Source organism: Pseudoalteromonas sp. NC201, from assembly GCF_002850255.1.
In the GTDB taxonomy this organism is placed as follows: domain Bacteria; phylum Pseudomonadota; class Gammaproteobacteria; order Enterobacterales; family Alteromonadaceae; genus Pseudoalteromonas.
In genome coordinates this window covers 2355494-2368040 of sequence record NZ_CP022522.1, presented here as the reverse complement: position 1 = coordinate 2368040, position 12547 = coordinate 2355494, and the positions used below count along the sequence as shown (strand labels likewise).

The 12547-nt window shown below is 41.7% G+C and carries 14 protein-coding genes; 5 read left to right on the top strand and 9 right to left on the bottom strand.

The genetic code is table 11. The features are described from left to right. Together pabC and mltG are read left to right on the top strand one after the other, a co-directional pair. Complete coding sequence (gene pabC, locus PNC201_RS09985; protein WP_010604996.1) at positions 1-840, top strand: aminodeoxychorismate lyase; 840 nt, start codon at positions 1-3, stop codon at positions 838-840. Between the two features lie 5 nt (positions 841-845). Next, entirely contained in the window at positions 846-1817 is a 972-nt protein-coding gene (gene mltG / locus PNC201_RS09980) for an endolytic transglycosylase MltG (protein ID WP_102056956.1), read from the top strand. 37 nt (positions 1818-1854) lie between these two features. On the opposite strand, the gene PNC201_RS09975 is transcribed toward mltG, so the two are convergent. The 7 genes from PNC201_RS09975 to PNC201_RS09945 form a co-directional block, all read right to left on the bottom strand. Beyond that, on the bottom strand, positions 1855-2463 hold the full coding sequence (locus PNC201_RS09975; protein WP_017219127.1) for a MarC family protein: 609 nt from the start codon (positions 2461-2463) through the stop codon (positions 1855-1857). A 119-nt stretch (positions 2464-2582) separates the two neighbouring features. Then, positions 2583-2957, bottom strand: a complete 375-nt coding sequence (locus PNC201_RS09970; protein ID WP_102056955.1) for a hypothetical protein — start codon at positions 2955-2957, stop codon at positions 2583-2585. 99 nt (positions 2958-3056) lie between these two features. Beyond that, positions 3057-3995, bottom strand: coding sequence for a LysR family transcriptional regulator (locus PNC201_RS09965; RefSeq protein ID WP_010604992.1), 939 nt, complete (start codon positions 3993-3995; stop codon positions 3057-3059). A gap of 16 nt (positions 3996-4011) precedes the next feature. Continuing rightward, positions 4012-5736: a bifunctional isocitrate dehydrogenase kinase/phosphatase gene (aceK, locus tag PNC201_RS09960; RefSeq protein ID WP_010604991.1), complete on the bottom strand. Its 1725-nt coding sequence runs from the start codon at positions 5734-5736 to the stop codon at positions 4012-4014. Positions 5737-5898: 162 nt separating this feature from the next. Next, the gene (locus tag PNC201_RS09955) at positions 5899-6375 is read right to left on the bottom strand and encodes a hypothetical protein (protein ID WP_102056954.1); all 477 of its coding nucleotides are present in this window, start codon (positions 6373-6375) and stop codon (positions 5899-5901) included. A gap of 65 nt (positions 6376-6440) precedes the next feature. Then, positions 6441-7961: a DUF3413 domain-containing protein gene (locus PNC201_RS09950; RefSeq protein WP_102056953.1), complete on the bottom strand. Its 1521-nt coding sequence runs from the start codon at positions 7959-7961 to the stop codon at positions 6441-6443. Between the two features lie 4 nt (positions 7962-7965). Next, the gene (locus PNC201_RS09945) at positions 7966-8178 is read right to left on the bottom strand and encodes a DUF1414 domain-containing protein (RefSeq protein ID WP_010374035.1); all 213 of its coding nucleotides are present in this window, start codon (positions 8176-8178) and stop codon (positions 7966-7968) included. A gap of 65 nt (positions 8179-8243) precedes the next feature. Here PNC201_RS09945 and yejK point away from each other — a divergent pair, with 65 nt between their 5' ends. The 3 genes from yejK to PNC201_RS09930 all read left to right on the top strand — a co-directional run bounded on the left by yejK (position 8244) and on the right by PNC201_RS09930 (position 10903). After that, positions 8244-9257, top strand: a complete 1014-nt coding sequence (yejK, locus tag PNC201_RS09940; protein WP_102056952.1) for a nucleoid-associated protein YejK — start codon at positions 8244-8246, stop codon at positions 9255-9257. Between the two features lie 154 nt (positions 9258-9411). Continuing rightward, positions 9412-10488 carry a porin gene (locus PNC201_RS09935; protein WP_010604987.1) on the top strand — a complete coding sequence of 359 codons (1077 nt, stop codon included), beginning with the start codon at positions 9412-9414 and terminating at the stop codon, positions 10486-10488. A gap of 10 nt (positions 10489-10498) precedes the next feature. Next, positions 10499-10903, top strand: a complete 405-nt coding sequence (locus PNC201_RS09930; protein WP_010374038.1) for a phosphate ABC transporter substrate-binding protein — start codon at positions 10499-10501, stop codon at positions 10901-10903. Positions 10904-10939: 36 nt separating this feature from the next. Here PNC201_RS09930 and PNC201_RS09925 read toward each other — a convergent pair whose 3' ends face one another. Together PNC201_RS09925 and PNC201_RS09920 are read right to left on the bottom strand one after the other, a co-directional pair. Continuing rightward, positions 10940-11980 (bottom strand): hypothetical protein, encoded by a 1041-nt coding sequence (locus PNC201_RS09925; RefSeq protein ID WP_233525158.1) that lies wholly within the window; start codon positions 11978-11980, stop codon positions 10940-10942. After that, positions 11928-12545: a penicillin-binding protein activator LpoB gene (locus PNC201_RS09920; protein ID WP_017219134.1), complete on the bottom strand. Its 618-nt coding sequence runs from the start codon at positions 12543-12545 to the stop codon at positions 11928-11930. The genes PNC201_RS09925 and PNC201_RS09920 overlap by 53 nt, the downstream gene beginning before the upstream one ends. Positions 12546-12547 lie beyond the last annotated feature (2 nt).

Genomic DNA, 12547 nt, shown 5'->3' with positions numbered 1-12547 from the left:
ATGATAAAAAAGCTCGGCATTGCCGAGTTTTTTTATGTTTTTGATACCCTTAAAAAGGAAAGTGATGTGGATAATCAACAGCTTTTTTCTAACACTGACAGAGGATTGGCCTATGGCGATGGCTTTTTTACCACCGCGTTAGTCCGTGATGGAAATGTTGATTTGTGGCCACTTCATAGAAACCGACTGGTGGAATGTCAGCAGCGCTTGGGCTTTCCTGAGTTACGACTAGGCGAAATCGAGTCTTTGGTTCAAGAGCAAGTTAAAGATAAAAGGGAAGCGGTGCTAAAGCTCCTTATCACTCGAGGGGAAGGGGGCCGTGGTTATCAAGCTCCTGAGACGCCTGAGCTGAGTGTGAGTATTCAGATATTACCTTTTCCTTCACACTATACAACTTGGCAGCAGAGTGGGATTGAAGTCGCATTAAGCCGGGTTAAACTGGGTATTCAGCCGTTACTCGCTGGATTAAAGACACTGAATCGGTTAGAACAAGTACTTATTAAACAAGATGCTCAGACATTGGTTTGTGACGATGTCATTGTGACGGACATCAATGATAGGGTGATTGAAGCGTCAGCGGCAAATATCATCATGATTAAAGACAACAGGCTGTATACACCAGAACTTAGTGGCTCAGGCATTAAAGGCGTGTTTTTAACCGCACTTGAAAGTAAACACGATATTAGGGTCAAAAATATTGCTTTTGACGAGTTACAAGCGGCTGATGGTGTATTTATTTGTAATAGTTTAATGCAGTTGGTACCTGTAGTAAGAATTGAGAATAAACATTTCGATATCGCCGACTTACATGAATTGAAAAGGCGATTTTTAGGGAAATAATATAAATGAAAAAACTGTTCATCATAGTCGCATTTTTGATAGCAGCAGCGTCATGGTGGTTATCTCAGCAAATAAATAAGGTTAAATTTGAACCACTTAATATCTCTGAGCCATTAGTTGAGATAAAGGCTGGGCAAACATTCAATCAGCTATGTCATCTATGGCAGCGTAGCGGGGCGTTATCTAACTGCTTTCCTTATCAACTTTATAGTAAGTTAGAGCCTAAGTTATTCGCGTTACAAGCGGGCTTTTACGATCTTAAAGGGCTAACTGTACTAGATGCCATCAGCAAAATTAGTCGCGGGGAGCAACACAACTTTAGCTTTACAATCATTGAAGGGATGCCCATTTGGGAAGTCAAAGACAAGCTCCTCAGCGCCCCCTACTTAACGCAAGACATTGATAAGCTGACAGCACAACTGAATATATCGCAAAGTTCAGCTGAAGGGTGGTTGTACCCCGACACCTACCACTATCATGGAAATGATTCAGCACAGCGCTTACTTAAACGTGCCCATACCAAAATGCAGAGTGTGCTTGAAGAAGAGTGGCAAAATAGAATGCCAGATCTTCCTTTAAACACGCCTTATGAAGCCTTGATCTTGGCTTCGATTATTGAGAAAGAAACGGGTGTAGTCGCAGAACGAGATAAAGTTGCCTCCGTTTTTATCAATCGTTTGCGTAAGGGCATGCGTTTACAGACAGATCCAACCATTATCTATGGTATCGGTGAGCAGTTTGATGGTGATATTAAACGTGAAGATATCCGTGAAAAGACACCATATAACACCTATCGGATTGATGGTTTGCCACCGACACCCATTGCAATGCCGTCTCGTGCTGCGATCCATGCGGCACTTAATCCAGCAACAACCGAATACTTGTACTTTGTTGCGTCAGGAGATGGTGGACACCACTTTTCGAAAACACTGACTGAACATAATAAAGCGGTGAAGAAATTTATTTTGAAACAATGACATCGAAAGAGAGGGCTAACCCTCTCGTTACTCTCTATTACAACATAAAATATTCTTTAATACCCGCCAATACACTAGATACTGCAACTGAAGCTAAAATAAGTCCCATTACTCGGCTGACGATACTTGCGCCACTATCACCAATCCATTGGTGAATTTTTGTCGCAACCAGTAGAAATATCAACACGATAGCCAATACGCTGAGCATAATAATCGACGTTTGGAGTTGTTCAAATACATTGTTTTCGCTGTTTTTAGTAAGCAAAACGGCTGCTAGCATTGCCCCTGGGCTTGCGATAGAAGGCATTGCTAAAGGGAAAATAGCGGTATCGGATGCTTTACTGTCTAACTTAATCTCTTCACTTGGCTTACCCTCGCCAAAAATCATTGTCATGGCAAAGATGAACAGTACGATGCCTCCGGCAATCGCGAATGCAGGTAGGGGAATACCAATCGCGTTTAAAATGATTTCGCCCGCAATAATAAAAAACAGCAACACAATGGCTGCAACCAGTGTAGCTTTTACCGCTATTTTTCGTTTCGTCGCAATATCAAAGCCAGTAGTGGTTGCGATAAATACTGGGATGGTGCCAATGGGGTCGATGACCGCAAAGAAAAAAATGAACGTTGAGATATAATGTTCCATAGTTCCCTATTATGAAATAAAGGTTGTTCAAAAATTGCTTATGGTTGGCCATCTGCTATTGACCAACGGCAAATAATATCACTAATTTCATGACTTTATTCTGAATTTCCTTAATTATTTTATGTATTCACAGCATGTACCCAAGCTACTGCGTCGTTGTAGTTCTCGAAGTTTTTAATCGCTAAGCCGTGCTTGTCAGCAAATGCTTCAATTAATCCACTTTTGGTGTCTGAGGGGGAGATAACTCGGGCAAGAGTAACCCCATCGACAAATTGATTGAGTTTTTGTAAAGCGGTTAGCACGCTTGGATAGTCGTAGGTGATATGTAATTGAGAGACGTCGATAACTAAACTTTTTAGCTGATTCGATTTAAGTGCAAGCCCTAAATTTTTGTACATCTCGATGATATTGGCTTCCACGCATTCCCCGTATGCGGCTGCGTGGATAAGTTTCTCTTTACTATCAACCGTTGCTCTATAAGAGAATTTCGCCATGCTCTATTGCACCTTTTATGCATATAGATAAAAGGATAGTTCAATTAGCTGGCGATACCAATTTCAAAAAGCGCACCAAAGCAAAGCTTAGTTATATCGCTATGCTAGCTCTTCAGCTACCTCAGCGATTTTTTGTCTCAGCCAAATGTGGCTTGCATCACGGTGTAATAGCGGGCTCCAAATCATATCTAACTCAAACGGCGGAATAGGGAATGGCGGCTCCAAAACTGTTAAGGTCGGATCATCACGATAGATATTCGCGGCTTTTGACGGTAATGTTGCGATTAAGTTCTGCTCTTTTGCTAAGTGAATTGCAACGTGGTAATTACGTGTAAAAGTTGCGATGTTTCTGTGTTTTCCAAAGTGTGCGAGTGCCTCGTCAACCCAGCCAAGTTTCTGTACATCGGCAGGATCCATTCCGACCCCAACACCAAATCCGGTTTTACTTACCCAAATATGGCGAGATTTTAAATAGGCATCAAGCGTAAAGTTGGTAATAACGGGGTTATCGGACTTCACCAGACAGCAAAAACTATCCTTCCAAATTCGTTTGTGGTGAAACGATTGCGGTAGATTTTCGAAGCGGTTAATTGCCATGTCTACCTTGCCATTTTCTACATCATGAAAAGTAACATCACTCGGCGTGAGAATATCAAGGGTCGTATCTGGGGCTTCCTCATGAAGTTTAGTTAGAAGTTTCGGCGCAAGCGTACTTGCAGCATAGTCGCTGGCCATAATCCTAAACACTCGATTACTACTCGCTGCTTCAAACTCCCTGTTAGGGGCTAAGGTTTCTTCCAAAGTCATGAGTATGCCACGGATCACAGGCTGTAGCTCAAGCGCGCGCTCTGTTGGCACCATGCCTTCGCTGGTACGTACTAAAATAGGGTCATTAAAGAGGTTTCTGAGACGCTTAAGACCGTTACTCATTGCCGGTTGGGTAATACTTAATTGATTTGCGGCACGTGTTACATTGCATTCTCGAAGTAAGGTATCGAGGTAAACCAGCAGGTTAAGGTCAATTTTACTAATGTTCACTCAGTTTTCCTTTGTATTATTCTTCTTTTTTGGCATTTTGGAGAAAGCGATTGTCATGTGGATAAGGGTAAATATGTCTTACGACTTTCTCACGAATATCTCGTTGTGCTTGCTGCCAAAACAACACCTCAGCCAAATCAGCATGATGGCGCAGAAACATTTCCTTTAGTGTAGGATTTGTCAGAACAAATGTACACAACTGTTCAGGAAAGACGTCTTGTGGTGCACTGGAAATATCGCCAGAGTCGTACATATTATCTAGCCCTTGTTTTGGCAGCGCTCTAAAGTTCATTTCCGTGAGATATTGCACCTCATCATAGTCATAGAAGATAACTCTATGGTGTTTACTCACGCCAAAGTTTTTTAACAGCATGTCACCTGGAAAAATGTTTACAGCGAGCATTTCTTTGAGCGCATAGCCGTAATCTCTAATGACTTGCTCACACGTTTCTTCATCGGCTTGCTGTACAAAGAGGTTGAGCGGTGTCATACGGCGTTCAATATACAAGTGCTTTATCACCATATTATCCCCCTCAATACGTATACTTTGAGAGATAGAGTCCAGCAATAGCTGATAAAGGGCTGGTGAAATACGTGCAAGTGGGATCACCACATCGGAATATTCAATTGTATCTGCCATTCTACCTACGCGATCGTGGCGTTTTACAAGTTGATACCGCTCTAGAACGGTTGTTTTTGTAAATGGCTTACTTTCTGGAAATTGGTCACGGATCACTTTAAAAACATAGGGAAAGCTTGGCAGAGTGAATACCATCATTACCATGCCGGGCGTACCTGGAGCGACTTCAAATTGTTCTTCGGAATTAGCTAAGTGGTGTAAAAACTCACGATAAAATTCGGTTTTCCCCTGTTTATGAAAGCCGATGGCGTTATAAAGCTCAGCCTTTGTTTTATTTGGCATGAGTTGATTTAAAAACTTAACTAGCGCAGATGGGGCGTGGGTCTCTACTAAAAAGTAAGCCCGCGCAAAACCAAAAATCACCCGCATTTGTGAGCTGTTGGTAAGCAGCGCATCGATCAGTAAGCCCCCAGTTTGTGCGTGTAATACCGAAATGATAAACGGCTGTACACCAGATTTAGATACCACTCGGCCGACAATATAGGCGCCTTTATTACGATAGAAAGGTGCGCTGAGGATGTCGAAGCGCATTAAGTGTGCCTGATGATGCGTGTTAGGTGCTTGTTTAAGAAACGCCTTAACGAGTAGTCGAATATCTCTATCTAAATCTTCAAATTCACAATGAAAGTCAATGTGTTCAATGATTCTTTTGATGGTGGGTTTGAGGCCACTGACGACTGGAAAATAGCTTCGATACTCTGCTTCTACAGGGAGTGATGTGGCGTTAGCAAGCTGGGTTTCAACAAAAATGAAATCGCTATTGTAATATCGGCGGTGAAAGAGGCGACAAAAAACTGAATTATAGAAAGTTTCAGCAAGCTCTGGTTGAGGGTGAAAGGTAAGACGCTCAAGGTAAGCCTGTTTTACTTTATACCATAGCGATTCATCCAGTTGCGTAGAGCCATAGAGTTGTATTAACTTCTGTGCGGTTTCATCAACTTTACTATCGTATTGGCTGATCCTCGCTTTACTTATCCGCTCTATCTCTCCCCAATTTTGAGCAGCAAAAGCGATGGGTGCCAGTTTGGTAATTTTTACAAATGCGTGATAGTGGTTTTGAAAACCTGATAAAATTCGCTCTGCTAACTGCTGTGCTTGCATCTACATCCCTCATAAATTATCCACGCGGAGTGGTTTCACTTTACAAGGTAATGTGCGAAAAGTCATCTGGTAATACCAGTTAAGGTATTTGCATAACTATAGCGAATGCGCATAGACCAAGTGTGATTCTCAAAAAACAACCAATGTAATTGAGCGGTTATATCACTCATATTCTTTGAGTTGCCTTTCTAATTTTGAAATCTCTTTCTCTAGGCTTTTAATCGCTTTAGCATGTGCCTTATTAATGGCCTTTATTTCCTTTTTAACTTGTCTGACGACCTTTTTGCGCCTGTCTTCATTCATCAGTTTAGTTAATTGATCTTGTTGCTCTCTAACTGCGGTATCTCTTTTGCGATTGAGCACGGCTTTTTCATGGTGTTTGGCTCTGAGTGCACGCTTTGTCCTTTTCGCAATTTGGTTACGTTCCAAATTGTTTAACGTTTTATAGTGCTGCTCTGAGGGAGCCGAGGCTTTAGGATCGGATGTGGTTATCGTATGCTGGGTCGCATTGGCCGAACAGGGAAATTGGCTAAAAACGATGCCTCTGTCGGTCGTGCATTTAAAGTATTTTACCGTTGTTGTGGCGAAACAATGAGTAGAGACAAAAATCAGTACGAGTAGTTTTAGATATAATTGCATCTGGCATCCTTGCTGTAACAGTTAATATCTACTTAACCATAGATGACATCCCATTTTGTTCAAGGTTATTGCGCTTCAGGGGCTGTGAATTTTTTTAATGTCTTAATACTTTGTATTAAAAATGGAATATCTAGATTGCCGTTTAACACAAAGCCTTCCTTTGCTGACATCTGCTTGAAGCTACCATCTTGATTGACTAAGGTGATTTTGTCTTTTTTGAAGGCAACTAAGACACCTTGCGTAAAGTTAACGCCTTCTGCATGAGAGCGAGTTTTAATGTTCGATGCCAGCATACTTTGTTGAGCAAGGGGGTCGCAGCCTAGATAAGAGCTTAATAGGGTGTAGGTGATGTCATTGGGCTGCACAAGACCAGAAGCCTGAGCAAACAGCTCAATGTTCGTTACCGCAGAACTGGTTAATACCGTCGCTTGCTGTGCACTAATATCAATTGCCACGAACGGCTTTGAACTATCAATGTCAATTTCGTCACTTACTTCAACGATTGTTAATTTACTTGTTTGATGAGAGGGTACAAAAGAGAACTCGCCGTTAGCATTAACACTCATTAAGTCATTATTAATTGACCATACCGGAACTTGCTGCTGTAGCAGGACAGACTCTTTATAATAACTCGGTAGACCGTATACCAGGCTGAATAGTGCATCGCTGCTATTTCCTGCGCGTAAAACAGAATCCATTCGGAACACGTTATTTTTACCGTTGCTCTGAAGTGCTGTTGCTGTTTTTTGGAAAAGCGCCTCATCTGTGTAAGCATAAACGTTGATAGGTTGCTCTGTGGTATCTTTCTTTTCTTTGCATACCGCCGAAATTACAGGGGCTTTGTATTTTGAATGCGTATCACCAATGCTTAGTGAGTGCGCTTCTTCATACTGCTCGATATCAAGTAAATCGTGTCTGGCGAGTAAGCTCTTTGCGGTTGTAGGATATGAGAGAGGTAATACATTATCTTGCTTAGTGATATCGAAAAAGGCATTCGCATCGGCCCAAATATGCAGGCTGTGACTGAGCGCAAAGCAGGTAACAATGGTCCCCGTTGCATAGCGAGGGAATTTATAGGATTTAAGCTCGGCCAAATGACGCCAAGCATAATTACCTGCGAGTAGTTCAAAAGTGAGCACCAGTCCAAGCATTGCAATGGTAACAATGAGATTAATGAGGGATGATCCGACTAAGGTTTCCCACAATAAAACAAAAATATCGGAAAGCGAAGCTGGGTTTATATGGTAGCCAAGTTGTAGGTAAACAAAGGCATCCACTGTTAGTACAACAATACCAACCGAGGCAATAATTGCAGCCATCCCGCGAATATGTCGCGGGTAAGGGAATATTAAACTAAGCGGAAAGATAGTTAATACAAACGCACAAAAAGTGATAAAGCTGGTATGGCTTATCCACGTGATCAGCATATAAAACCAACCGACAAAGGTACTTGGCGCTTTGTCGGCGAACAAATAAACTGAGCTAATCAATAAAACCAAGCCAATGTTAGCAAAGGTAAACCAGTGTCCCCAGCTGAGTAATTGACTTGCTTTTGATGAAAAAGGACTGTGCGGTGTAAGATTCATTCCGTTACTTTACTGATTGTGTAAGTGCTTTGGCAAAATTTTCGGCAACAGATTGTCTCTTACTCTCTGGAACATGTTCTTTTAGAATGTGCGTGATAGAATTACCCAAACACATTAAGCTGAGATCAACTGGTGCGTTTTGCGAGCTTAATACATTAACTAATTGGTCAACAATTTCTTCTACTTGTTTATTGGAATACTTTGATTGGATAGGCATCAGTTGGTTCAATTTATAAAAGCAATAATTTTTACATTTTAACATTAGAGGCGTGAAAAACAAAGATGAGCGTTGAGGTAAAAAAACTAGTTGTTCACTATGTAGACAAACAAGACGAAGATACCGAAATACATCTACGTGACGATGAAATGCAAGTCAATGACAAAGTTAATGTTTTCATTGAACAATTGCATCATGCCTACAATGGCAAACCGGGTAAAGGGTTCTGTGCTTTTAGCGGCGAAAAAAGCAGTGTGGTCGCGTCTGCGATGCAGAGTTATAGAAATAATGAGCTTAACTTTTGGAATTTAACCCAAGAAGCAACCAATGTGCTTAAAGAAGAGCTTAATAAATATGCGTTTCATGAAACTGGGTATTTAGTGTTTTGTCATTATCAGTATGTTGCCAGCAATTTTATTATGATTGCACTGATTAATATTAAAGAGCATTACACGATTACCTCAGACTTAGACTTATCCGCAGCAAAACACTTAGATATTTCACGTATGCAATTGGCTGCTAGAATCGATTTAGATGCTTGGGATACAGCCGCAGAAGAAAACCGTTATATTTCCTTCATTAAGGGGCGTGCTGGTCGAAAAGTTGCTGATTTCTTTTTAGATTTTCTTGGTTGTGAAGAGGGGATCGATCCAAAGCAGCAATCACAAACTATGTTACACGCGGTTGAGGATTATTTGTCTACACAGCAATTTGAAAAGTCTGAAAAAGACGACATCCGCAAGGAAATTTTTGATTACTGTAACGACTGTGTTTCAAGCGGCGAGGACGCAGATGTTAATACACTGTCCGAGACGCTTTCTAAGTCTTCAGACGTAAAGTTTGAAGACTTTTATAAAGAGCAGGGCTATGAGCTGGAAGAAAGCTTTCCTGTCGATAAAAAGACAGTAACGAGTATGGTGAAATTTTCCGGGCTTGGCGGTGGAGTAAGCGTTGGCTTTGAACGTAAGCATTTGGGTGAGCGGGTTATTTATGATGCTGCGACTGATACACTTACGATTAAAGGTGTACCGCCTAACTTAAAGGACCAAATTGAACGTTATTATAATGGCGAATCTTAGTTTATAAAAAGCAGCGTAAGCTGCTTTTTTGTTCCTATTCCATCCCTTTTTCTGCAAATATTTATATCAATTTGCTGCTTTTGCTAGCATTTTCTTAAATTTAACTATACTTGCAATGTAGTACTTGTAGAACAAGCAATTGGGATGAATCACAATGAAGATGAAACTAGCTTTAGGTTGTACCCTTTGCCTTGCCTGTTTTTCAGGGCATGCAGAGGTTAACTTTTCCGGATTCGCAAGTATCAATGCTGGTAAGGTGCTGAGCGGAAGCGGTGTTCCACAATTCGGAATAAACGATCCAATATTTCTCGCCGATTATCCTATCGTCAGTGTTTACGACGAGGATATCTCATTTGAACCTGAAACACTGATGGGCCTTCAATTTAGTGCTGATCTAACAGAAGGTTTAAGTGTTACTGGTCAAATTGTTGCGCGCGGCGCAGACGATTTTGATGCAAAGTTCGAGTGGGCTTATTTGTCCTATGAGATTAATGAGAATTGGACGTTCCAAGCAGGTAAAAAGCGCTTACCGCTATTCTATTACTCCGACTTTTATGATGTGGGTTACGCCTATATTTGGATGCGTGCACCCGCGGACAACTACACCTGGCAAATCTTTAATTATAATGGCATCAATATGCTCTACAGCGGCAGTATAGGCGACTGGTCATTAAGCGGGAATATTTACGCCGGTAAAGAAGACGATGATGACAATAAGCTGTTGAGCGAGTTTTTCTTTCAAGAGCCAACTAGAGAAATCTGGAAAGACATCCTAGGCGGCGTAATTCAAACCAGTAATGATTGGCTTGAAGTGCGTTTAACCCATATGCGTTACACCAACCAGCGGTATCGCTCTGGAGAGCCTGTTTTATGGGAGGGGAGTGATGAGCGAGATGGTAAGTTTTATGGTTTAGCAGTAAATGCAGACTGGGGAAATTTCTTTATTTTATCTGAGCTAAATCGGTTGGACTTAGACGGCAATCTAGACACTAAGATGCTGACACTGGGCTATCGCTTTGACAATATCACGCCATTCGTATCTTACGCAGATTTTGAAGGCGAGGGCGACGATGCCGAAAGCCATGAAACCACTTCGTTTGGAGTACGTTGGGATTTCCATTCCTCCGCCGCTTTCAAGATCCAGTACGATGAGGTAGAGGATAACTCCGTTGGTTTAGCAGTCGCAGGTGATAGTAAAGCCATTACAATTGGCATCGACATGGTATTTTAAGGAGAGAAGCATGAAAAAATTATTTTTACTTACTCTACTTTGCAGCGCTTTTAGTTGCCTAGCCGTGGATGTCATTGTCAACCCTGCCAATACTTCTACACTTGATGAAAACGAAATTAAGCAAATTTTTATTGGTAAATCAAAGTCATTCTCCGATGGCTCTAAAGCACTTCCGATAACACAGGCTGATGGCTCGACGGTAACCGATGAGTTTAATGAAAAGGTACTTAATAAGTCATCAAGTCAACTTAAAGCTTATTGGTCAAAATTAGTATTTACTGGAAAAGGGACGCCACCAAAAGAAGCCGCCGATGATGCTGAGGTACTTAAACTCGTTGCGAGTAACCCTAACCTAATTGGGTTTGTGTCTTCGGGAGCTGCAGATAGCAGCGTTAAAGTGGTGAAGTCATTCTAGGAAGAGATAAGTAAGGCCCTATTAAAGGGCCTTACTTTAGATTTTACTATCAATGATTAACATCGTCAGCTTTTTGCTTAGCATTTTTGCTGACTTTTCTTCAGCATTAGACTTAGCCATATTCTCAAAACTAGACGCTGCTTTTATTTGTGCAGAAACATGCGCCTTTTCTTTATCGTTTTCCATGAGTGTTAAACTCGAGTTGGCAAAAACATAATAAGTGCTGTTTTTCTTTACGTCTTCGAAATCTACGCGAAAGTCAATTTGAAAGTCTGCACTTTGTTTTTCACCCACAACAGTAAGACCTTGCTTAGTCAAGCTTTCGGCTAACTGGTTGCGGATAGACTCCTGTCCCCAAAACTTTGATGAAATACTAAAAGTTAATGACTGAATAAAATCATTCAGCATTTTGTTTTTGTTGCTCACTGAGGTTGGTATGGCAATGCTGCCGCCACCTAATTGCCTGTGATATTCGTTTGCTTTGCGTCTTTTGGCGATTAGTCGCTTAATTGCCATCGCTTCTTTTAGTTTTTCTGAATTGGTTAGTGCCGAAATAGTCGCGTTACTGATCTCTTCGTCAAGTTGCCTAATATCAAGCTCAGCGTGCATCCTCGACTCAATCTTGTTAAATGAGGCAAGGGCATAGGCCGTTTTTTGCGCTGTGGAGTAAAACTCCTGCTCAATATTGATCCCCTGTAATTGTATGCTTGGAACTCGAGAATATAAAATCTCATCCACTCGATACGAAAAATCGCCATTAGCCTGACTTTGAGCAACTTGTGTCGTTCCTTCAATTTCCACATTTAACTGTTTGGCAATCGCTAATCTAGCTGCTTCTTGGGCGGCAAGTTTGGCTTCCGTCCTATCTACAATATGACTCGCTGAACCAACGCCATACACTAGATAATCGGAACTCGGTTGCTGCGTAGCCCAAGTGGGTAAGCTTTCTTCCTTTGCAACCGCCTGCTTGGTAGACTGACAGGCAGATAAACTAAGTAGAATACACAGAGGTAACGCTAGACGTTTAGAAACCATACCCGCTGCGCTCTTGAAGTTTTTGAATTTTCTTCTGTCCATTCCACACCTCTCGGTTAGTCGTCATGTCTATTAATCGAAGATCTACTTGGTAAAAAGTGACTCGACTACCACCTTGTTCATCAACAAATGAGTTAATCGTGCCGGATAGTGCATAATCAGCACCTTGCTCTTGGCCGATCTCATTACGAGTTTCGAGGCTTGAATTAAGCTCTTGGTCTCGCCTTTCCTCACGAATTTCATCTCGTACATAGCGGTTTGCGACGAAGTCAGCTTGCCCGCTTCGCAATATGGCGCGCTTGAGGTCATTCAAAAAGGTGTCAACTGCAATATGCTGATGCGACTTATTACGAACAGATTGGATAATGATAGCGGGTCGAGTACCTTCTTTGGCACGGTGTTCGCGTACCCAAGGGAAGCCGAGCATATCGCTTATCATTGCTTCAGCAACTAACTGAGAGTCTTTGGCATTCCATTTATCTGAAAGCGCTATTTCTTCATTGGTGTCCACGCGACTCACTTTGGTTGTTGAAGAACAACCCGTCATCGCTGCGCTAGACGCGATGAGCATTGGGACAACTAATTTAACTGCAAATTTAGGCTTCATGT